Origin of the sequence: Staphylococcus sp. SB1-57, assembly GCF_017086425.1 — a bacterium.
Taxonomy (GTDB): domain Bacteria; phylum Bacillota; class Bacilli; order Staphylococcales; family Staphylococcaceae; genus Staphylococcus; species Staphylococcus warneri_A.
Genome location: NZ_CP070964.1, coordinates 874,584 through 898,659, shown reverse-complemented (window position 1 = coordinate 898,659; position 24,076 = coordinate 874,584). Strand labels below are relative to the sequence as shown.

General features: G+C 32.6%; 20 protein-coding genes and 1 pseudogene. 4 read left to right on the top strand and 17 right to left on the bottom strand.

All coding sequences use genetic code 11. The annotated features are described in order from the left end of the window. Window positions 1–3 precede the first annotated feature (3 nt). A pseudogene (locus JX000_RS04395) lies at window positions 4–390 on the bottom strand (DUF2543 family protein). 143 nt (window positions 391–533) lie between these two features. After that, a complete protein-coding gene (gene map, locus JX000_RS04390) occupies window positions 534–1,289 on the bottom strand; it encodes a type I methionyl aminopeptidase (RefSeq protein WP_124227744.1) in 756 nt (251 codons plus the stop codon). Window positions 1,290–1,452: 163 nt separating this feature from the next. On the opposite strand from map, the gene JX000_RS04385 reads away from it, so the two are divergent. After that, the gene (locus JX000_RS04385; protein WP_171970102.1) at window positions 1,453–2,442 is read left to right on the top strand and encodes an FUSC family protein; all 990 of its coding nucleotides are present in this window, start codon (window positions 1,453–1,455) and stop codon (window positions 2,440–2,442) included. 54 nt (window positions 2,443–2,496) lie between these two features. On the opposite strand, the gene gatD is transcribed toward JX000_RS04385, so the two are convergent. Together gatD and murT are read right to left on the bottom strand one after the other, a co-directional pair. Further along, window positions 2,497–3,222 (bottom strand): lipid II isoglutaminyl synthase subunit GatD, encoded by a 726-nt coding sequence (gatD, locus tag JX000_RS04380; protein ID WP_206140930.1) that lies wholly within the window; start codon window positions 3,220–3,222, stop codon window positions 2,497–2,499. Then, entirely contained in the window at window positions 3,222–4,535 is a 1,314-nt protein-coding gene (gene murT / locus JX000_RS04375; RefSeq protein WP_206140929.1) for a lipid II isoglutaminyl synthase subunit MurT, read from the bottom strand. The genes gatD and murT overlap by 1 nt, the downstream gene beginning before the upstream one ends. A gap of 193 nt (window positions 4,536–4,728) precedes the next feature. Here murT and ftnA point away from each other — a divergent pair, with 193 nt between their 5' ends. Both ftnA and JX000_RS04365 read left to right on the top strand, forming a co-directional pair. Beyond that, a complete protein-coding gene (gene ftnA / locus JX000_RS04370) occupies window positions 4,729–5,229 on the top strand; it encodes an H-type ferritin FtnA (protein ID WP_002452281.1) in 501 nt (166 codons plus the stop codon). A 223-nt stretch (window positions 5,230–5,452) separates the two neighbouring features. Continuing rightward, a complete protein-coding gene (locus JX000_RS04365; protein WP_124227747.1) occupies window positions 5,453–6,007 on the top strand; it encodes a 3'-5' exonuclease in 555 nt (184 codons plus the stop codon). 32 nt (window positions 6,008–6,039) lie between these two features. Here JX000_RS04365 and dinB read toward each other — a convergent pair whose 3' ends face one another. From dinB to gatC, 7 genes are all read right to left on the bottom strand, one after another. Further along, window positions 6,040–7,110: a DNA polymerase IV gene (dinB, locus tag JX000_RS04360; protein WP_206140928.1), complete on the bottom strand. Its 1,071-nt coding sequence runs from the start codon at window positions 7,108–7,110 to the stop codon at window positions 6,040–6,042. 144 nt (window positions 7,111–7,254) lie between these two features. Continuing rightward, complete coding sequence (locus tag JX000_RS04355; protein ID WP_049423345.1) at window positions 7,255–7,797, bottom strand: DUF3267 domain-containing protein; 543 nt, start codon at window positions 7,795–7,797, stop codon at window positions 7,255–7,257. A gap of 155 nt (window positions 7,798–7,952) precedes the next feature. Beyond that, window positions 7,953–9,314 carry a 23S rRNA (uracil(1939)-C(5))-methyltransferase RlmD gene (gene rlmD / locus JX000_RS04350; protein ID WP_049423347.1) on the bottom strand — a complete coding sequence of 454 codons (1,362 nt, stop codon included), beginning with the start codon at window positions 9,312–9,314 and terminating at the stop codon, window positions 7,953–7,955. A 75-nt stretch (window positions 9,315–9,389) separates the two neighbouring features. After that, complete coding sequence (locus JX000_RS04345) at window positions 9,390–10,364, bottom strand: diacylglycerol kinase (protein WP_002452276.1); 975 nt, start codon at window positions 10,362–10,364, stop codon at window positions 9,390–9,392. 313 nt (window positions 10,365–10,677) lie between these two features. Then, entirely contained in the window at window positions 10,678–12,105 is a 1,428-nt protein-coding gene (gatB, locus tag JX000_RS04340) for an Asp-tRNA(Asn)/Glu-tRNA(Gln) amidotransferase subunit GatB (protein WP_124227748.1), read from the bottom strand. Window positions 12,106–12,117: 12 nt separating this feature from the next. Next, on the bottom strand, window positions 12,118–13,575 hold the full coding sequence (gene gatA / locus JX000_RS04335; protein WP_206140927.1) for an Asp-tRNA(Asn)/Glu-tRNA(Gln) amidotransferase subunit GatA: 1,458 nt from the start codon (window positions 13,573–13,575) through the stop codon (window positions 12,118–12,120). Window position 13,576: 1 nt separating this feature from the next. Next, window positions 13,577–13,879, bottom strand: a complete 303-nt coding sequence (gatC, locus tag JX000_RS04330) for an Asp-tRNA(Asn)/Glu-tRNA(Gln) amidotransferase subunit GatC (protein ID WP_002452273.1) — start codon at window positions 13,877–13,879, stop codon at window positions 13,577–13,579. A 420-nt stretch (window positions 13,880–14,299) separates the two neighbouring features. On the opposite strand from gatC, the gene putP reads away from it, so the two are divergent. Further along, complete coding sequence (gene putP, locus JX000_RS04325; protein WP_124227749.1) at window positions 14,300–15,838, top strand: sodium/proline symporter PutP; 1,539 nt, start codon at window positions 14,300–14,302, stop codon at window positions 15,836–15,838. 56 nt (window positions 15,839–15,894) lie between these two features. Here the strand turns inward: putP and JX000_RS04320 are convergent, their stop codons facing one another. From JX000_RS04320 to purB, 6 genes are all read right to left on the bottom strand, one after another. Further along, on the bottom strand, window positions 15,895–17,097 hold the full coding sequence (locus JX000_RS04320; RefSeq protein ID WP_124227750.1) for a CamS family sex pheromone protein: 1,203 nt from the start codon (window positions 17,095–17,097) through the stop codon (window positions 15,895–15,897). Window positions 17,098–17,106: 9 nt separating this feature from the next. Then, complete coding sequence (gene ligA, locus JX000_RS04315; protein WP_206140926.1) at window positions 17,107–19,113, bottom strand: NAD-dependent DNA ligase LigA; 2,007 nt, start codon at window positions 19,111–19,113, stop codon at window positions 17,107–17,109. Between the two features lie 3 nt (window positions 19,114–19,116). Further along, window positions 19,117–21,309, bottom strand: a complete 2,193-nt coding sequence (gene pcrA / locus JX000_RS04310) for a DNA helicase PcrA (RefSeq protein ID WP_002452269.1) — start codon at window positions 21,307–21,309, stop codon at window positions 19,117–19,119. Next, the gene (pcrB, locus tag JX000_RS04305) at window positions 21,306–21,998 is read right to left on the bottom strand and encodes a heptaprenylglyceryl phosphate synthase (RefSeq protein WP_124227752.1); all 693 of its coding nucleotides are present in this window, start codon (window positions 21,996–21,998) and stop codon (window positions 21,306–21,308) included. The genes pcrA and pcrB overlap by 4 nt, the downstream gene beginning before the upstream one ends. A gap of 175 nt (window positions 21,999–22,173) precedes the next feature. Next, entirely contained in the window at window positions 22,174–22,476 is a 303-nt protein-coding gene (locus tag JX000_RS04300) for a YerC/YecD family TrpR-related protein (protein ID WP_002452267.1), read from the bottom strand. A gap of 108 nt (window positions 22,477–22,584) precedes the next feature. Further along, complete coding sequence (purB, locus tag JX000_RS04295; protein WP_002452266.1) at window positions 22,585–23,880, bottom strand: adenylosuccinate lyase; 1,296 nt, start codon at window positions 23,878–23,880, stop codon at window positions 22,585–22,587. Window positions 23,881–24,076 lie beyond the last annotated feature (196 nt).

The following is a 24,076-nucleotide window of genomic DNA, read 5'->3' as shown; positions in this document are numbered from 1 at the left end:
TTTCTATGCCACAGCACTCATATATTGAATTAAATGACATTCTTTTTCGATAGTCATTTTCTCTTTTGCTTGTTCACTTATTTTAGTTTCAATTTGAGCACAATACGCTTCAATTTGATTTAAATGATTTCTTAATGATGCAATTTCATTATCATGTACTTCTTATGCACATCTAATATTATATAAATCTGCTATATCTATATATTTATTCTCTAATGCTAATGAAAGACTGTCAATTAGCTTTTTAAGTTGCATTCGCTTTTCATTTAAATAAGCGATATAATCTTCAATACTTTTCAATTTTTTGTCTAATTTCATTTTATAATCATCAATGTTGTATTGTAATGATGTTTTAAATATTTTATTTAAGTAAATCTCCATGTAATTCATAGAACCACCTCACCCTTGATTAGGTTCTATTATAAAACAATTCCGAAACCATCAGTAATAGGCTCCGGAACCATATCTTGTTAGTCCTTTAGTCCTAGTCTATGTAAAATGAATGACTATACGATCTAAAGGATGATAATACTTTAATCTTCAATTTTAGTTGTTAATAAAGGGCCTTCTTTTGTGACAATGACAGTATGTTCTATTTGTGCAACGTAACTTTTATCTCTTGTTTCAAATGCCCATTCATTTTTACCTTCAGTCACAAATGTTGCTTTAGAAGAAATAAATGGTTCAACTGCAATCACAAGTCCTTCTTTTAAAAGTGTTTTATCTTTAGGATCATAATAGTTCATGACATGATTAGGCGCTTCATGTAATGATTGACCAACGCCATGACCTGTTAGGTTCTTAATAACTGTTAAATCATTTTGACGTGCTGTTGCGTGTACAGCTTTACCAATATTACTCAACTTTGTACCTGGTTTTACTTTAGCCATTGCATTCTCAAATGCCATTGTAGCAACATCACACACTTTTTGTTTCATAGGATCACTTGCTTCTCCTACCACAAATGAAATACCTGTGTCGGCATAATAGCCATTTTTCAATGCAGAAACGTCAATATTAACTAAGTCACCTTCACGAATCACACGTTTTCCAGGTATACCATGTGCTACTTCTTCGTTGACACTGATACATGTATGTCCTGGAAAATTCTCATCATGAATTGGCGCTGAAATTGCACCATGTTCTTCGAATAACACTTTAGCAATATTGTCTAACTCTTTTGTCGTAACACCTGGTTTAGTCTCGGCTTGCATTGTGTCTCTAACTTTTGCACAAATATAGCCAATCTCTTTTAAAGCTTGTAATTCCTCATCTGTTTTTACAATCATTTTTATCCCGTTCCTTTTTATTTATTATTCTATCTTATTATAGCAAAAATTTTTTGATATACTAAACATGAATGCATTGAAATGACTTTATTTTGTTTGATTAAGAAAGAGAATTTGTAAAACCGTAAATCGTTTTAAAAATTCCCTTTTCAAGGGGGACAACATGTTGAATGAAAAATGGTATAAAAATCTTATTGGTGCTCGCACTATCAAGACAGGTTTAGCTACATTTTTTACGACTGTCTTTTGTATGTTATTAAATCTTACACCAATATTTGCCATATTAACTGCAATTGTAACAATTGAACCTACTGCTAAGGCCTCAATTAAAAAAGGGTATCGCCGTTTACCTGCTACAGTTATTGGCGCATTATTTGCAGTTGTATTTACTTTTATATTTGGGGATCAGTCACCATTTGCTTATGCATTAAGTGCAACATTGACAATTTTAGCCTGTACTAAACTGAATTTACAGGTAGGTACAACGGTCGCTGTATTAACGTCAGTTGCAATGATACCAGGTATACATGAAGCGTATGTATTTAACTTCTTTTCACGTTTACTAACCGCCTTAATTGGTTTAGTGACAGCAGGTCTAGTCAATTTTATGATTTTACCACCTAAATATTATAATCAGTTAGAAGATCATCTTTACGATTCTGAAGAAAAAATGTACGCACTATTTAATCAACGGTGTCATGAATTGTTGCTTGGTCGCTTTCAATCGGATAAAAGTAATAAAAAGATTATCCGAATCAGTAATTTAAACCAAAAAATTGATATGCTAACTGGCTATCAACGTGATGAACTTACTTATCATCAGAACAAGGCAGACGATTGGAAAAAACTAAATAAATTAACTAATAGAGCTTATACTAATCGATTACTGATGACCCATTTAGCAAACATTATATATTTACCTAAAGATGCACACGTATTCTTTACACCTGAAGAAAAAATGGCAATTCTAAAAATCAGTACAAGTATTAGCCAAATCCTATGTGATGGTACATTTAGACGTGAGCGACAATCCGCTTCAACACTAAAATCTTCAGTTAAACAACTAGAAGAATTTGACCAAAATCAAATTAAAAGTCATCTTATATACGAAATATTGTTAATCTATAAAATATTAGACCATCGTTATGCATAATAAAATAGAAAGAGGTTGCGACTCGTTACAAAAGTCACAACCTCTTCTTTTATGTTATTTACTTTTATTTGCACGATCTATTAAAACTTGTTTGGCTGCTTCTTCTTCAGTATTATCTAATTCTTTGGGTTCAAACGGAATACCTTTTCTTTCACAAGCTTTCTCTAATAAATAATCAGTTACTTCATGGTTTTTAGGTAAAATAGGACCATGTAAATAAGTTCCTAGTAAATTCTTATAATGAATACCCTCTTTACGATCCGTATCATTATTACCATAACCATGTGTCACTCGACCTAGAGTACCAAATTGATGATAAGTTCTTCCCCCGTGATTTTCAAAGCCAACAATAGTTCCAAATGTATCACTTTCGATAATGATATCACCTGTTAATCGGTCTTCTCTAGATTCAGTATAAAAATCTAAAATACCTAAACCTTCTAACTCTGTACCATCTGGTGTAATATATTTAGTTCCTAGAAATTGATATCCACCACATATAGTTAATCCAGGCATACCATCCTCAATTGCTTCTTTTAATGGGGTTTTAATTTTACTCAATTGTTTTGTAGCTAGTGATTGTTCACGGTCACTTCCCCCGCCAATAAAGAAGATGTCACAATCATCAAAGGTTACACCCTCTGTTTCATTAATTTCTACAACATTCACTTTAATATTTCTTTTTTTGGCTCTTATTTTTAATGAAATAATATTGCCAATATCGCTATATAAATTTAATTTATCGGACATAAAATGATAAATCGTTAATTCGTGATTCATTATGATTGTCCTCCTTCAAAAGAACGATTCAATTGTTCTAGCATCGGTGATAATGAAGTATAGTTAGGAATCGCTACTGTAAACCCTGTAAAGTCCATTGTTTTAGCAGTTGCTTTATATATATCCCTTTCAAGGATAACAGGTACATCCACTTCAGCTAATTTTAATCTTAATTGTAATTCTTCAGCACGATTACCTGTAACGATAATCGTTTCAATATCTTGATTACTTAGTTTTTCAAAGTCCGCATCATAAATCCATGACGTATCTCTACCATCCGCAGCATTATCATTTAAACTGATAACATATACTTTACGTCCTTTTAATTGTTCGCCGACTGATAAACTTGCATTCATTCCAGCTGGATTTTTAGCTAAGTTAATCATCGCTTCTTTTTGATTTAATGAAAAATACTGCATACGACCATTGTCAGATGTATATGTTTCAAATCCTTTTTGAATAGATGTATCATTTAATCCTAATTCTCTTAACACAGTATATGCTGCAAGTGCATTATATGCATTAAAATCACCAGCAATCTTCATATTAAACGTTGCCTCTCCTATATTTAATTTAAGGAATGGTGACGTTTCGAAAGAAGATACTTCATATTTAGGTTGTTCACGTTTAAAGCCGCATTCACAATGATAATGACCAATTTGATTATAATGTATGTAATCATATTTAAGTAAACGGCCACAGTTAGGACAATATCTACTTTCATTCATTGTACTTTGTTCAAATTCATGAGCATGTGCTTTCATACCATAATAAACTCGAGTCTCACTTGCAATCTTAAGTCGGCTAACGAATGGATCATCCGCATTTAATAATAATTTGATACCTTTATCACTAATTGATTTAGCGATATTATTGACCATGATGTCTATTTCACCAAAACGGTCCATCTGATCTCTGAAGAAGTTTGTAAATACCATCATAGATGGTGTTACTTCTTTAAGTACTCTCGGTATAGAGCCTTCGTCTATTTCAATAATTGCAATTTTAGTTTGCTTTGTTGTTTGCATAATAAAGGCAGACGTAATACCTGCTGCCATATTGGCACCTTCATTGTTATGAATAATATCAATTTGGTTGGCCTTTAATGTATGTCCAATTAAGTTAGATGTTGTTGTTTTACCGTTTGTACCACTTATGAAGACAATATCATCAACTTGTTCTGATAATTTTCTTAATATATTTTGGTCCACTCTACGTGCGATTTGACCTGGTAAGTCAGTTCCATTTTTACCCACGGCTCTACTGGCCTTGCGCGCTACCTTCGCTAAATGGGTTGCAGTCCATTGTCTCATTTGTTTCCTCCCTATTACTATTCACTCGCATAATTATAACATGCAGAGGGTATAACTAAAAAGATTCTCAATTAAAAAGATAAAAATGCACTCCAGATTATAATAATTATTATTTACGAATGAGAATAAGTTTGTTATACTCATTTTAGTCAACAGAGAAAGAAAATGAAAATTTTCATATGAGGTGAATACTATGTTAAATAAAGAATTATTAGAAGCATTAAATGAACAAATGAATCACGAGTATTTTGCTGCTCACGCATATATGGCAATGGCATCTTATTGCGATTCTCAATCATACGAAGGATTTGCAAACTTCTACATTCAACAAGCTAAAGAAGAAAGATTCCATGGTAAAAAAATCTATGATTATATTAATGACCGTGGTGGCCATGCGAAATTCACAGCATTACCAGCACCAAAAGTAGACTTTAATTCTATTTTAGAAACATTCAAAGACGGTCTAGCTCAAGAACAAGATGTAACAAAACGTTTCTACAATCTATCAGAAATCGCACATAAAGATAAAGATTACGCAACAATCTCTTTCTTAAATTGGTTCTTAGATGAACAAGTTGAGGAAGAATCAATGTTCGAAACTCATATCGATTACCTAAACCGTATTGGTGATGACTGCAATACGCTATATTTATATGAAAAAGAATTAGCTACTCGTACATTTGACGAAGAATAATTCAATATATAATTAGATAAGTCATTTATCATTTATAGAAGAGCTGTCAATTAACGTTTAAAGTTGATTGGCAGTTTTTTTATTGAATTTCAACAATGACTTCCACATATACGCGCCTTAAAATGAATGTTTTATAAATGTTAAGTCTTTCCCTTTTACTATCCATTATAGCTTTGATATATTAAAATATATTTTATGATTATTGATAGAAAGGAGTGGCACAATGAGTGAGAATGCATTTGTTGCACTAGACTTTGAAACTGCTAACGGTAAACGTACTAGCATTTGTTCAGTAGGTATGGTTAAAGTAATAGATAGCCAAATTACAGAAACCTTTCATACTTTGGTCAATCCGAATGATTATTTCTCTGAACAAAATATTAATGTGCATGGTATATACCCAGAAGATGTGGCATCTTCTCCAAATTTTTCATATGTATTTCCCTATATGATGCAGTTTATCGATCAACTTCCAGTCGTTGCACATAATGCTGCATTTGATATGAATGTACTCCATCAAAGTATTCAAGACATTGGACTTGAAACTCCTCATCTAACATATTTTTGTTCATATCAATTGGCTAAGCGAACAGTTCAATCACATCGCTATGGCTTAAAACATATGATGGACTTTTATCAACTTGATTTTCATGGGCATCATGACGCACTAAATGATGCGAAAGCTTGTGCAATGATCACATATAGATTATTAAAACATTATGATGATTTACATAGCATGTTAAATATCTATGGCAAAGATTTAAAAGATAAAGGCTAATAATGTATTAAATATCATACATTACTAGCCCGTTATATAAAGTCATATATAGTCATATTGCGGTATGCTGATTGTTCTAGGTTACCTACTGTAACACCTATTAATCGTATAGGCACTTCAGGATTTTTCAAATCAGTATAAAGTGAGTAGGCAATATTATAAATATCTGTTTCTGAATTAACTGGATCTCTTAAACTGGTTTGCTTTGATAACGTCTCAAATTGATACGTCTTAATTTTAACAGTAACCGTTTTACCTGATTTTTGTAATTTATTTAATCTTTCAGCCGTTTTTCCAGATAATTCCCAAACCTTTCTTAATATCTCGTCATCATCATTTACATCTGTCGCAAAAGTACGTTCTGTTCCTACAGATTTACGTATACGGGTCGATTTTACCTCATTATGATCGATACCTCTTGCTTTATTGTATAAACCCCTACCCCTTTTTCCAAACAAACGTATTAACTCAAATTCATCCTTATTATATAAATCTTGACCGTTAAAAATTTGATTATCATGCATGACTTTTTCAGATGCTTTTCCAACACCTGGAAATTCACCAATATCCAAACCCATTAAAATGTCATGCACATTATTATAATCTATCACTGTAAGGCCATTAGGTTTATTCATACCGCTCGCTAATTTGGCTAAAAATTTATTATAAGACACTCCTGCAGAGGCTGTTAATTCAGTTTGTTCTAATATATCTCTTCGAATAAAATTGGCTATTTTAGAAGCTGGTAAATCAGGTCTTACTAAATGTGTAATATCTAAATAAGCTTCGTCTAAAGATAAAGGTTCTACAATTTCAGTATAACTCCGAAATATATCCATAATTTTTTGAGAAGCTTCTCTATAAGCATCAAATCGGCTCGTTACGTAATAACCATTAGGACATAATTTATGTGCTTGCGACATAGGCATGGCTGAATGCACACCATACTTTCTAGCTTCATAAGATGCCGTTGATACGACACCCCTGTTACTTGCCTTTCCTCCAACAATAACCGGCTTTCCTTTTAGTTTCGGATTATCTCTCATTTCCACTTGCGCAAAAAAGTAATCCATGTCAATGTGAATAATTCTTCTTTCTTCCATTATTTCACCACACTTTCATTTTTAGTTTAATCATACTTTTATTATAAAATGTATGACAAATATTCACGAATTTCATGCTCTTAAATTAAGGCATTAAAATAAGCCATCTCCACTTTTAAGAAAGATGACTTATTTGTTGAACTATTATTCATGATTCATTTGACTTGGCTTTTGTTGATATAAATATAATCCTTCATCATATTTTTGAATATATTTAAAATTACTAGCAAGTGCTAAAGACACTAATAAAATATCAAGCACACAATAACCAATATGAATACTAAACATAAATATCAACGATGAATATGCAAAAGTTTTGATTAGTACAAGTAAAAGCGAACTTATTAATACAAGAGGCGCTAACATGATTGTGCTAAATTGCCATCTGTTAAAGCAAGTTTCAGTAAATTGTAGTAACATTGTTCCCTTTTTATATTTCATTTTAGGCTTTTCACCTTTAGAAAATAATATAAATAATACTCGATGTATCATCTCATGGAGAATTAATAAAACTAAAAATCCAGCGAAACCATAAACTAAGTTCAATATAATATTTTGTTCGATAATATGTGTCACCGTGTAAGCCCATTTATATGTAAATAATATGACAAACATAATTAAAACAATCTGCATTAATACAAAGCGACGAATATTAATTTTATGAGGAAACAAATTAATTTTATGCACAACCAACCCTCCATTTATCTCTAAAATCAACTTTAGTATACATTGTTTATGATTGATACTAAAGGCATTTTCAAGAAAGTAAGTTGCTTGTAATATAATTTTAATAATCGTCTTGTTTTAGCAATCAACTTCTTCAAATTTCTCATCAAATGACATTATTTTCTTTCAAATAATGCCACAGTTTCGATATGCGTTGTTTGCGGGAACATATCAACAGGCGTAATTTCTTTTAATTCATATTGACGACTAAGTATATGTGCGTCACGTTGTTGTGTAGACGGATTACATGATATATATACAATACGTTTTGGATTAAGTTCTAATATTGTTTCTAAGAACGTTTCATCGCAACCCTTTCTTGGCGGATCGACCATGACAACATCTGGTCTTATTCCTTCTGATTTCCATTCTAGAATAACTTCTTCAGCTTTCCCACAGACAAAAGTCGTATTTTCGAATTGGTTTATAGTCGCATTTTGTTTTGCGTCTTTAATCGCAGAAGGAACTACTTCGACACCATAAACGTGTTTCGCATTTTCAGCCATATACAAACCTATTGTACCGATACCACAATATGTATCAAGAACAATTTCATTGCCTGTTAATTGAGCATAATCTAATGCTTGTTGATATAATTTTTCTGTTTGATGTGAATTGATTTGATAGAATGATTGATCGCTAATATTGAAGGTGACTTCATTTAGTTGATCTTTGATTTCTTCTTCACCATAAAGCGTGATAGATTGATGACCCATAATCACATTTGAATGTGCATCATTAATATTTTGTTTAATACTAGTGACATTAGGATATTTTCGAACTAGTGCATCAACCATAACTTGAGCTTGTTTGAATGCCTTTCCATTCGTCACAAGTATAATCATTAATTGATTCGTATAGTGACCTGTTCTCACTACTAAATGACGAAGTAGTCCTTTTTTAGTTTTTTCATTATAAACGCTTATATTTAAATCTGATATAAGTTGTTTAACATCGTTCATCACTTGTTGATGTTGTTGATCTTGAATTAAACAACTATCCATATCTATGATGTCGTGGCTTCGTTGACGATAAAATCCCATGATTGGTAACTGATCCTTACTTAAACCAACGGGAATTTGTGATTTATTTCTATATCTCCATGGCTCTTCCATGCCAACAGTATCTTTAATTACTGTATTGGTAAAATTGGATTTTCTATGAAATAAATTAACCACCTGTTCTTTTTTCATATTGAGTTGTGCTTGATAAGACATATGCTGTAGTTGGCATCCACCACATTTATAATAATATATGCATGGCGGCTCCACTCGTTCATCACTTTCAGTAATCACTTTTATTAATTTTCCAATCGCAAAGTTCTTTTTTACTTTAATAACTTTATATTCAATCGTCTCATCTATTAACGCATTTGGGATAAATATTGGATATCTATCAATTTTCACAACAGCATGGCCTTCATGTGTTAAGTCTACGACTTGTCCTGTTAGTACATCATTTTTCTTCAATGTTTCCACTTTATTTCCCCCACATATAAAAAGGTTAGGACATAAACGCTTGCCTATCCTAACCTTGTGTTCTGTAAATATTTATTATACTTCGTCTGAATTTTGTTGATAATCCTCAGCCTTCATCTGTGGTGTTACTGTTGGTTGGTCAAGTAATTCTTCATTATGAATATCATGAGGTGTAAATACATCGATATGTCTTTCTAAATTCAAGAAATTAGCTGGTAATTTACCGCCATATTCACCATCAACATTTAATTGCATTTCTGTATATGATGAAATATTAATAGATTTTGCTTTTTCATATATCACTTTTGGATGCTTAGTATGTTCGCCTCTCGAAGCTAATGTCATGATATGACCTAATTCTGCTAAGTTAGCTTTTTCTACTATTATTAATGTATAGTAACCATCATCTAACTTTGCGTCTGGTACTAATTTTTCAAAACCTGCCATAGAATTAGTTAATCCTAGTAAGAATAGCAATGCTTCTCCTTGAAAGACTTTGTCATCATATTCGATTCTCAAATCAACAGCCTTCATTTGCGGCAACATTTCAAATCCTTTAATGTAATATGCAAATGATCCGACGATAGATTTTAGTTTACTTGGTGTTTCATATGAGACTTGTGTCAATTGACCGCCCGCAGCTAAGTTAATGAAGTAACGATTGTTCATTTTACCAATATCAACTTTAGTACTGTGTCCTTCAATAATCACATCCAGCGCACCCATAATATCATTTGGTAAATGCAACGCACGTCCAAAGTCATTAACAGTACCCATTGGAATAACACCTAATTTCGGTCGATTAGGTTGCTCAGCAATCCCATTGACTACTTCATTTAGCGTACCGTCGCCACCCGCTACGATTAAGATATCATATTGTTGTTTAAGTGCTCGCTCTGCTTCTAGCGTAGCATCACCTTCACGCTCTGTAGCATACGCACTTGTTTCATATCCAGCTTTTTCTAGTTTAATTAAAACATCAGGTAACATTCGTTTAAAAAGCTCTTTACCAGATGTCGGGTTATAAATAATTCTTGCTCGTTTTCTCATATCATATCCCTCGACTTCATATACTCATATTTAATATTAAATGATTTACACTCGAGTTGAAAGTATTTTTTAGAACTTGTTAATAATTTATTGATTAGCATCTCTGATAAATTTCCGTAACTGAGGCATCAATATATTATCTTATTAAAGTGCTTCGTTTAACTAATACATAAATGACTTTTTCATTCTTTTTTCAATTCATTGTCTCACTCATAGATAGCTCTAACCATTTTTCGTGAAAACGAATGATATTCAAAAAACTCCTACAACGAATAGTTTACACTAAACGTTATAGGAGTGAAAATCAAACTATTTATCTTTTATCTAGTTCTTGTTTTAGTAATTGGTTTACTTTTTGAGGGTTTGCTTGTCCTTTAGAAGCTTTCATAATTTGACCAACTAGGAAGCCCATTGCTTTACCCTTACCATTTTTATAATCTTCAACGGATTGTGGATTGTTATCTAATGCTTCATTAACAAATTTTAATAATGTAGCTTCGTCTGAAATTTGAACTAAGCCTTTATCTTCCATAATTTGTTTTGCATCTCCACCATTTTCTGCTAATTCAGGGAAGACTTTTTTAGCAATCTTACTGCTCATTGTACCGTCTTCGATTAATTTAATCATACCTGCTAAGTTTTCTGGTGTTAATTTAGTATCTTGTAATTCTACTTGATTTTTATTCAAGTATTCATTTACGCCACCCATTAACCAGTTAGAAGCTAATTTCACGTCAGCACCATGTTCGATGGCACCTTCGAAGAAATCAGACATTTCTTTAGTAAGTGTTAAAACATGTGCATCGTATTCAGGTAATCCTAGATCATTGACATATTTCGCTTTACGTTCATCTGGTAATTCTGGGATAGTTTGACGAACACGTTCTTTCCATTCGTCATCTACATATAAAGGTACAATATCTGGCTCAGGGAAATAACGATAGTCGTCAGACCCTTCTTTAACACGCATTAAGATTGTTTTACCTGTTGATTCATCAAAACGACGTGTTTCTTGGCCAATCTCTCCACCATTTAATAATTCTTCTTCTTGGCGTTTTTCTTCGTATTCTAAGCCTTTACGAACATAGTTAAATGAGTTTAAGTTTTTCAATTCAGCTTTTGTACCGAATTCTTCTTGACCGTATGGACGTAATGAAATATTGGCATCACAACGTAATGAGCCTTCTTCCATTTTACAATCTGAAACGCCTGTATATTGGATGATTGAGCGTAATTTTTCTAAATAAGCATACGCTTCTTGAGGTGAACGAATATCTGGTTCAGATACGATTTCAATTAAAGGTGTACCTTGACGGTTTAAGTCAACTAAAGAATATCCATCTTTATGCGTTGATTTTCCGGCATCTTCTTCCATGTGTAAACGAGTTATACCAATACGTTTTGTTTTGCCGTCTACTTCGATATCAATATATCCGTTTTCACCGATTGGTTCATCAAATTGAGAAATTTGATAAGCTTTTGGATTATCTGGATAAAAGTAGTTTTTACGGTCAAATTTAGAATTTGTAGCGATATCCATATTTAAAGCCATTGACGCACGCATTGCCCAGTCTACTGCTCTTTTATTAACAACAGGTAAAACGCCAGGATACGCAAGGTCAATTACGTTTGTATTTGAGTTAGGTTCTGCTCCAAAATGTGCAGGTGATGGAGAGAACATTTTTGAGTCTGTTTTTAGCTCAACATGAACTTCAAGTCCGATAACTGTTTCAAAATGCATTATTTCCACTCCTTATAATTTTTCATAAGCGTCATGTAGGTTGAATTGTGTTTCATATTGATATGCAACACGATATAACGTCTTTTCATCGAACGGTTTACCAATAAATTGTAATCCAATTGGGCGTCCGTTTGATTGTCCACAAGGAACAGAAATACCTGGTAAACCTGCTAAGTTAACTGGTGTAGTTAATAAGTCATTGGCATACATAGTCAATGGATCATCAATCTCATCACCTAAATCAAATGCAGTTGTGGGTGCAGTTGGACCTACAACTATGTCATATTTTTCAAAGATTTTATCAAAGTCATTTTTGATTAAAGTTCTAACTTTTTGTGATTTTTTATAAAAAGCATCATAATAACCTGAACTTAAAGCGAATGTTCCTAAGAAGATACGGCGCTTAACTTCATCACCGAAACCTTCTGATCTAGACATTTTATAAAGTTCCTCAAGTGATTGTGCTTCTTTAGAATGATAACCATAACGGATACCATCAAAACGAGCTAAGTTTGCTGATGCTTCTGATGAAGCAATAACATAATATGATGGAATACCATATTTCGTATTAGGTAATGATACCTCTTCTACTTCTGCACCTAATGATTTTAATGTTTCGACCGCATTTTTTACTGATGCATTAACATCTTCGCTAACACCTTCACCTAAATATTCTTTAGGAAGTGCTACTTTTAAGCCTTTAATATCTTTCCCAATATCAGAAGTAAAGTCAACATCATCCACTGGAGCACTTGTTGAATCATTAGGATCTATACCAGAAATAGCTTCTAACACTAATGCATTATCTTTAACATTACGAGTTAAAGGTCCAATTTGGTCTAATGATGAAGCGAATGCTACTAAGCCAAAACGTGACACACGGCCATATGTTGGTTTCATACCTACGATACCACAATAAGATGCAGGTTGACGGATAGAGCCACCAGTATCTGATCCTAGACTAAATGGTACTAAACCTGCTGCTACAGCGGCAGCCGAACCACCTGAAGAACCACCTGGGACTGCAGTATGATCAAATGGATTCACTGTTTTCTTAAAGTAAGATGTTTCAGTAGAACCACCCATTGCAAATTCGTCCATGTTTAATTTACCAATTAAGACTGCGTTTTCATTATGCAATTTATTCATAACAGTTGATTCATAGATAGGTACGAAACCTTCCAACATTTTACTTGCACATGTTGTTTCTAAATCTTTTGTTATGATATTATCTTTAATTCCCATTGGGATACCAAACAATTTGCCTTCCATTTGGTCTTTTGCTTGTAATTCATCTAATTCTTGTGCTTTTTTCATCGCATTTTCTTTATCTAATGCTAAGAAAGATTTGATTGTAGGATCAGTTTCTTCAATAGCATCATAAATATCACTTACAATTTGTGATGGTTTAATTTCTTTATTTTTAATTAAAGTTAATAAATTCTCAACAGACTCATAGCGAATACTCATCTTAAGCGTCCTCCTCATTCATGATGGCTGGAACTTTAAATTGTCCATTTTCAGTTTCTTTTGCATTTTTTAATGCTAATTCTTGAGGAATGCCCTCGATAGCTTTATCTTCACGTAATACATTTTGTAAATCTAAAACGTGATATGTTGGTTCAACACCTTCAGTGTCTGCACTATCATTTTGTTTAGCAAAATCTAAAATACTCTCTAACGTATTGGCCATTTCATCCGTTTCTTCAGGAGAAATTTGAAGTCTGGCTAAATTAGCTATATGTTCAACTTCTTCGCGTGTTACTTTAGTCATTAAATAAAAGCCTCCTTATTACTCATTCATCACTAAATTGTATCAAATATTCATTTAAAAATCTAAGTATTTATTGAGTGATAACAATTTAAATCACTGTTTCCACTTTTTCGAACGTGTTTTTAGACATTTACATTACGAAATCCGATTATCAATGATTGATTCATTTGGGTGTAACTTATTTATATGTATTTATCATATATTTCTATTAAAATACAAGATCTTATATTAATCATTTATGATTATGCAATATTTATAAGTGGCAATATTAATTAAAATTTGTAATGTAAGCGCTACATCACAGTTTTGTCAGTTATTTAAAAATAAAATTTTATTTTTTCACTTTTCTAAACATTTAACTATAATGTATAATATTACATGTGACACAAATTAATACATTGATAAGAGGGAGTGGTTAATATGCTATATTTGGGGACTGCACTAAATCAACAAGTTGATACAAATTGGCAAACTTACATCATGATTGCCATTTACTTTATTATTTTGCTCATTATAGGGTTTTATGGCTATAAGCAAGCAACTGGTAATTTAAGTGAATTCATGTTGGGTGGTCGTAATATAGGACCTTACATAACTGCACTATCCGCAGGAGCTTCTGATATGAGTGGTTGGATGATTATGGGACTACCAGGTTCTGTTTATAGTACTGGATTATCAGCTATTTGGATAACCATCGGTCTAACACTTGGGGCTTATATTAATTATTGGGTTGTAGCGCCTAGGCTAAGAGTTTATACAGAAATTGCAGGAGATGCCATTACACTCCCTGATTTCTTTAAGAACAGATTAAATGACCAACGAAATATTATTAAAATTATTTCAGGCTTAATTATCGTTATATTCTTCACTTTATACACACATTCTGGTTTTGTTTCTGGAGGTAAGTTATTTGAGAGTGCCTTTGGATTAGACTATCACTTTGGATTAATTCTCGTCGCCGTTATTGTTATTTTTTATACATTTTTTGGTGGATATTTAGCTGTATCCATTACAGACTTTTTCCAAGGTGTCATTATGTTAATCGCCATGGTTATGGTACCTATTGTAGCTATGATGCAATTAAATGGTTTAGATACTTTTAGTGAAGTAGCAGCAATGAAACCAACAAATATGGATTTATTTAGAGGCACGACATTAATTGGTATTATTTCTCTATTTTCGTGGGGACTCGGGTATTTCGGTCAACCTCATATTATTGTTAGGTTTATGTCTATTAAATCTCATAAATTATTGCCAAAAGCTAGACGCTTAGGAATTAGCTGGATGACAATAGGCTTACTTGGTGCTGTTTGTGTAGGATTAACAGGTATTGCCTTTATATCTGAACGTCATATTAAAATGGAAGATCCAGAAACATTATTTATTATTATGAGTCAAATTTTATTCCACCCACTAGTTGGCGGATTTTTACTTGCAGCGATTCTAGCTGCTATTATGAGCACAATTTCATCTCAACTTTTAGTTACTTCAAGCTCATTAACTGAAGATTTTTATAAACTGATTCGTGGAGAAGAAAAGGCAGCAACACATCAAAAAGAATTTGTAATGGTAGGACGGTTATCTGTTTTAGTTGTGGCTATCGTAGCCATCGCAATTGCTTGGCATCCAAATGATACGATTCTCAATTTAGTTGGTAATGCTTGGGCAGGTTTTGGTGCCTCTTTTAGCCCATTAGTATTGTTCTCATTATATTGGAAAGGTTTGACGAGAGCTGGTGCTATTAGCGGTATGATTAGTGGCGCTTTAGTCGTGATTATATGGATAGCTTGGATTAAACCACTAGCTTCTATTAATGAATTATTCGGTATGTATGAAATCATTCCAGGTTTTCTTGTGAGTGTTATCGTGACATATATTGTAAGTAAATTAACAGCTTCACCTGGAGACTTTGTAATTCAAGACTTAGCTAAAGTAAAACAAATTGTCAAAGAAAAATAAAAAAATGCGCGTAGCAAAGGTCAATTCTTTGCTACGCGCATTTTTATTTTTAGTAATTAATTATGATAAATATGAACCTGTGGTTCTTTATCATCTTTATTTTTACTAATTAATGCTCTCGGATTATTACCATCTTTAATTCTGATTTCATACTCGTCAATATTATCAAAGTATTTATTAGCTTGTTCAGTCACATATTGTGTGATACCAATCGTTTCAGCTTGACCATAATAATCAATTGGTAAATCTACTGTTAATTGTTTTGCTTTTTTATCTACGAATTTTACTTTACCTACTGCTTGTGTGAAGTTAGAGAAATAAGATTGTAAGTTATCATTAAATTGTTTAAAGTTATTATTTAATGATTCGTCATATTTACCTGCTGTAGATGAAGGTAACAATGCAGTTGTCTCGTTAATTGTTTTCCAATCATTGATTTTCGTTTGCCCATCATCAGCAGTTGCACCAGCAATAAATTCCCCCGGTGTAATAGATTCTTGTCTACTTTGTTTATATATAGCAAAGTGAATTGGAATATCTTTTAAATCACTATTTTCTCTTAATCTAGATAATATTTCACTCGCCATTGCTTTACCTTGCTTCTCTATTTCTTTGTCATTTAACTTCTTACTATACGTTTCACCATCTTTTTCTTTTTGGTAATAATATTCACTATTCATAGCTAAACCTATGGTCATACCTTTAATATTCTTACCTTTAGTATCACTATTACCATAGAAATCCTGTTCTAAAATATTAGATAAATACGCTGGTGACTTTTCAGCTATTTTTGTTGGATTGGTTTCTCCTTGGTGAGAAGGATTAAGACCTAAATTTTCATTAGCCTTTTTATCTTTCTTATCTTTTTCACTCATTTTTTCAATTTCTTTTTTAGTATATTTAGGGTCAAGATATGCATTGATTGTCTTTTTATCTAAAAATTGTCCATCTTGATATAAATATTTATCTGTAGGAAAGACTTCTTTACTAAGTTCTAACAGACCACTCTCAAAGCCTTCACTGTTATAGCTATTTGCCATATTATCTTGTAATAACCCACGTGATTGACTTTCTTTAAATGGTAAAATCGTACGATAATTATCGCCTTGTACGTTTTTATCTGTTGCCACCTGTTTAACTTGAGATGAATGACTTCCTTTAGTATGATCTGCTTCTTGGTCAGATGATTTATCTTTATCGTTACTGCATGCGGCTAAAATAAAAATTGTCGAGATAAGTAAAATAATTGTTCGCTTCATCGACGTACCTCACTCATTGTTTATTTCATTTTGTTTTGTTGCAAATTCTTCTTCAGTCCATATTTCCGTGCCAAACTTTTCTGCTTTGGTCAATTTAGAGCCTGCATCAGCTCCAGCAATTAGTATGTCTGTACTCTTAGTGACACTATTCGTCACTTTTGCACCTTGCATTTGTAACCACTGTGAAGCCTCATTACGTGTCATTTGCTCTAATTTACCAGTCAATACAATTGTCTTTCCACTAAAATCTGGATGTCCTTCAATTTCAGTAGTTTTAACACCTTTATATATCATATTAACATCTTTATCTTTTAATTTTTGAATTAATGCACGAATGTCATCATTTTCTAAATAAGTGACTACTGATTGTGCTAATTTACCACCAATATCATGAATAGCAATTAATTCTTCTTCAGTTACTGTTAAAAGTCGGTCCATTGTTTCATATTTTTCAGCTAGAACACGACTTGCTTTTACACCTAAATGACGAATACCTAAACCAAACAATAAATGTTCTAACGACTGTGATTTAGCTTGTTTTATAGCTTCTAATAAATTTTCAACTTTTTTACTTCCCATACGTTCTAGAGGTAATAAATCCTCTTCTTCTAAATAAAAGATATCGGCAACATCTTTGATTAAATCATTTTCATATAACTGTTGAATAATTTTTGTACCTAAACCATCAATATTCATTGCCTGACGTGAAACAAAGTGAATAAGACCTTCGATTAACTGCGCTTGGCATTTTGGATTAATACATCTTAAGGCCACTTCACCTTCAATCCTTACTAACTCATGTCCACAACTTGGACAATGTGTCGGCATGTGATATGTTTCAGCATCTTCTGGTCGACGATCAATAATACTTCTCACAACTTCTGGGATAATATCACCTGCTTTTTTGACAACGACACTATCACCAATTCTGATATCTCTTTCATGTATTAAATCCTCGTTATGTAATGAAGCCCTTGATACAGTCGTACCTGCTACTCTCACTGGTTCAAGTATTGCCGTAGGTGTAACAACGCCTGTACGTCCTATACTTAATTCAATATCTAATAGTTCTGTAACGACTTCTTCTGCTGGAAACTTATAGGCAATTGCCCATCGAGGTGATTTTTGAGTGAATCCCATTTCATCTTGTTGTTCTAAATCATTAACTTTGATAACAATGCCATCTATATCATAAGGTAACATTTCTCTTTCAGCTGTCCATTTTTCAATATATTTAAGCACGCCGTCTATATCAGATACTCTTTCTCGTTCATGATTTGTCTTAAAACCTAATTCATCTAATTCATCTAAAGCACCACTTTGAGTCGTAGCTTCAAAGTCAGTAAAATCGTTAATACTATATAAGAAAATACTTAACTTTCTTTTAGCAGCTAGTTTAGAATCAAGTTGACGTAATGATCCCGCTGCTGCATTTCGAGGATTTGCAAAAGGTTGCTCGCCATTCTTTTCTTTTTCTTCATTTAAATTCATAAATGATTTTCTAGGCATATATGCTTCTCCACGAACTTCAAAATTAAGTGGTTCTTTAATTTTTAATGGAATGGCATGAATCGTTCTTAAATTTTCAGTTATATCTTCACCCGTCGTACCATCACCACGAGTTAATCCTTGTACGAAACGGCCGTTTTCATATTTTAAAGAGACCGCTAAACCATCTATTTTAAGTTCACACATATATTCTACTTTGCCAATATTTTCTCGTATACGTTGATCAAACTTTCTTAAATCTTCTTCATTAAACGCATTACCTAAACTCAACATAGGTGTATCATGATTCACTTTTTCAAAGGATGATTGCGCTTCGCCACCTACTCTAACTGTAGGTGAATCTGGTGTCTTAAATTCAGGATGTTCTGCTTCAATATGAATGAGTTCATGTAATAATTTATCATATTCACTATCTGGCACTGATGGATTATCTTGAACATAGTATTCATAGCTATATTGGTTTAATAAATCATGCAATTCATTCACACGATTTTGTAATTCACTCATTCACTAATCCTCCTTTTTCTCAATTGGTGCAAATTGTGCAAGTAAACGTTTAGGTCCTTCTGATTTAAAGATAATATCTAATTCAACAGAACCATTCTTTTCGTTAACGTTACTTACCATGCCTTCTCCCCATGCTTTATGTGTTACTTTGTCTCCAACCTTCCAATCTGAAGATGTGACTTGTTTCTTAGATGATGTTGTACGTTTACTAAATCCACGTTTTTGAGTTGGTTTTGCTTTAGGCTGAATCGTTTGTCGTTTACTACCAGAATGACTTTCCATTAAATCTTCAGGTATTTCTTTTAAAAATCGTGATGGCATATTGGATTGAGAACGACCAAATAACATACGCGTTGTTGCATTTGTAATATATAACGTTTCCTCTGCTCGTGTGATTGCCACATAACAAATACGTCGTTCTTCTTCCATTTCATGATCATCATCACTTTTTATTGCTCTTATATGAGGGAACAATGACTCTTCCATACCCATGATAAACACAATTGGAAATTCTAGACCTTTCGCAGAGTGCATAGTCATTAATGTAACACCTGATTCGGTATCCGCTTCGTCAATGTCTGCTACGAGTGATAAATCTGTTAAGAAATTAATTAATGATTGTTCTTCTAATGGTGTATTCTCTTCATAATCTTTTGGGACTGACATAAATTCATCTAAGTTTTCAAGACGACTACGTGATTCTAAAGTTTGTTCTCTATCAAGCATGTCTCTATATCCAGATTTAACTAATACTTCTTCTACGATTTCACTAATTTCAAGAAACTCTTGCTCTTTAATAAGATTTTGAATCATTTCATAAAAAGCGATACATTCTTGAGTTACCTTTTTAGATAATCCAATAAAATCAACTTCGCCTAATGCATCAAACATACTGATATTATTTTGCACTGCATAAGTTTGAATTTTTTCAACAGAAGACGGCCCTACACCTCGTTTAGGTACGTTAATAATACGTTGTAAACTAATATCATCATTACTATTGGCAATGACTCTTAAGTAACTTAATAAATCTTTAATTTCTTTACGATCATAGAACTTTTGTCCGCCAACCATTGTATATGGAATGTTTGATTTCATAAATGTTTCTTCAAGTACACGTGATTGTGCATTGGTTCTATATAATATAGCCATATCACTATACTTTTTACCATTACGTTGATGCTTCATAATTTCACGAACAACATATTCTGCTTCATCACGTTCCGTTGTTGCTTCGTAATAATTTATTTTATCTCCGCCTGTATTGGCAGTCCATAGCCCTTTAGGCTTTCTTTCAGTATTGTTTTTAATGACTTCATTAGCCGCATTTAAGATTGTTTTAGTTGAACGATAGTTTTGTTCTAAGAAGATTGTTTTCGCGTCTGGATAGTCTTCTTCGAATGATAAAATATTTTGGATATCCGCACCACGCCAACCATAGATAGATTGATCTGAATCACCTACAACACATAAATTTTTAAACTTGTTTGCTAACAATTTAATGAGTGTGTATTGTGCTTTGTTTGTATCTTGATACTCATCAACATGAATATATTGGAATTTGTTTTGATAATATTCTAAAGCTTCTGGCACTCTTTCAAATAAATTAATCGTTGTCATAATTAAATCATCAAAGTCCAACGCTTCATTTCTTGAAAGTTGACGTTGATAGCCTTTATAGACAGTAGCAACCATTTGTGAATGAAAATCATTAGCTTCTTTTTGAGCATCTTCTGGCGTTTTTAATTCATTCTTTAAATTACTAATCGCACCAATAAACATTCGTGGTTCAAAACGTTTACTATCGATATTTTCATTTTTTAAAACGTCTTTAATTACAGATTTTTGGTCAGTTGGATCAATAATTGTGAAATTGCGTTCTATCCCAATTCGATCTGCATCACGACGTAATATACGAACGCACATTGAGTGGAATGTAGACATCCATATTACTTGTGCTTCTTCGCCTACTAATTGTTCTACTCTTGCTTTCATTTCTTTAGCAGCTTTATTCGTAAATGTTATGGCTAAAATATTGTAAGGTGATACATCCTTCTCGTCTAATAAATAAGCGATTCTATGTGTTAACACACGTGTTTTACCAGATCCTGCACCTGCCATTATCAATAGTGGGCCTTCTGTTGTTCTGACAGCTTCACTTTGCTCTGCATTCATATTCTTTACTAATGAATTCATTTACTAGACTCCTTTATCTTAACTGTTTTCAATGCTTTCTTTATATCTCGATATACAATATCACCAACGACGATTGTATCAGCAAACTCAGCCATTTCTTGTGCTTGTGATAATGATGTTATACCGCCACCATAAAATAATTGTGTTGTCGTTAGTGTGTTTGCTACCGACTTAACTTTCTCTACATCCCCATATTCTCCACTATATTCGAGGTACATTATTGGGAAACGATATAATTCATTGGTCATTAATGCATATGCATCTACATCATCTATATCTAACTGCGTCTTTGCTTCTGTTTGATGTGCAACTTTACTATCCTCATTCATTACTAAATAACCTTCAAAGACGACTTCTTCAAAATTAATCACATGTCCAAATTCCTTTAAGGCTTCTAGTAGCATTCCATTATGATACTTTACATTGTTACTATTTAAGACTGTAGGCACAAAGTAAAAATCAAAACCTGGCATAACGCTCTCTAAGTTAGAAATTTCAAGAACAAGTGGTAATGGATAACGTCGTACTCTACTCATTAAATGAATGACGTTATCTTCAGTTACATTATCAGTACCCCCGATGATGATTGCATCAGTATTTGACATACCAATCGCATCTAAATCATCATCTGAAATAGACTTTGCAGGGTCTAATTTAAATACATGACGCCATTGTTTAATATCATACATTACGTGAAACTCCTTTTTTTAACATACCTTAAATTATATCATTTTTAACATGCTAGTTCTAAACAGTTAACGTGAAATTGTACAACTTATTTTTTACTTTTGACACTAAAAAAGAAACGATCGTTCACATATTATAGCCGTTAAACTTTAATAGTTACGATCGTTTCGTATTATTTTATTCTTTTGTATCGATATTAAGGCGATCTAATATCATTGTGTAGGCATCATTGCCCCATTGCAAAGAACGCTTCACTCGAGAAATTGTTGCCGTTGACGCGCCTGATTCTTGTTCAATTGTTGCATATGTGTATCCTTGTTTAATCATTTTAGCAACTTGTAGTCGTTGAGAAAGTGATTGAATTTCGTTCACTGTGCATAAATCATCGAAAAACTGATAACATTCTTCTCTATTCTCTAATGTAAGAATTGCATCAAATAATTCATTTAATGCATCCCCACGTAATTTTTCAATTTGCATCATAACAGCTCCTATATGCATATTCTTTTTACTATTTTAACTTACTAACAAGTTAAAGTGTAGTAGTTTTAATTGAATTTGTATAGGATTTCAATTTAATTTCTAAAGTTATTCTAAGCCTGCTCTTTTAAAAATAGTGTCGACTTGATTTAAATGATGTTTAGGATTGAAGCATTCATCCAATTCTTTTTTAGATAAAACATCTGTAATCTTACTGTCTTGTTCTATTAAATCTCTGAAAGGTGTTTTCGTTTCCCAAGATTTCATAGCTTTTGGTTGCACTGTATCATACGCTTCTTCGCGTACCATACCTTTATTGATTAGAGAAAGTAATACGCGTTGTGAATAAATTAAACCAAATGTTTTATCGATATTCGCTTGCATATTATCCTCATATACTGTTAAACGATCTACGATATTTGTAAATCTATTTAAGGCATAGTCTAAGGCAATTGTTACGTCTGGTAACATGATACGTTCTGCAGATGAATGTGAAATATCTCGTTCATGCCATAACGGTATATTTTCATAAGCAGTAGTAATATAACCACGAATCACACGAGAAATACCTGTAATATTTTCAGAACCAATTGGATTACGTTTATGTGGCATTGCTGAAGATCCCTTTTGACCTTTAGCAAAAGCTTCTTCAACTTCACGTGTTTCAGTTTTTTGTAGATTTCTAATTTCAACTGCAAATTTTTCTAATGAAGTGGCTATAAGTGCTAATGTTGCGATATAGTAAGCGTGACGATCACGTTGTAAAGTTTGAGTTGAAACAGGTGCTGCACCTAATCCTAAATGTTTACAAACATAACTTTCAATTTCTGGTGGAATGTTAGCAAAAGTACCTACCGCACCGCTCATTTTTCCTACCTCTATTTCTTCACGTACATCTTTAAAACGTTTTAAATTACGTTTCATTTCTGTGTACCATAATGCCATTTTGACACCGAACGTCGTTGGTTCAGCATGTACACCATGTGTTCTACCCATCATTAACGTATATTTGTAATTTTTAGCTTTTTCTTCTAAAACCTTGATGAATCTTTCTAAGTCTTTTTCGATGATATCATTTGCTTGTTTAATAACATAACTAAGTGCTGTATCAACAACATCAGTAGAAGTTAAACCATAATGAACCCATTTTCTTTCGTCACCTAATGTTTCTGAAACCTGTCTAGTAAATGCGACGACATCATGTCTAGTTTCTAATTCTATTTCTTTAGCACGTTCCACATCTACTTTTGCATTTTGGCGAATTTTTTGAACATCTTCTTTTGGAATATATCCTAGTTCACTCCATGCTTCAGATGCTAAAATTTCTACTTCAAGCCAAGCTTCATATCGGTTTTGGTCTGTCCAAATAGACGACATTTCTTCTCTAGAATAACGTTCAATCATTTTTTAAACTCCTATCGTATGTATATTCATATTTTAAATCACAAAATCTGTACATTAACTGCAAAATAAACTTAAAAGTTCGTCTTTGACGATTTACTTTAATTCTAACAGAATACTTATCGATTGTATAATTCTAATTAGCTTACATTCCTATTTTATTTCATATTTTAGTCAAACACAATTCCAAAATAAAAAC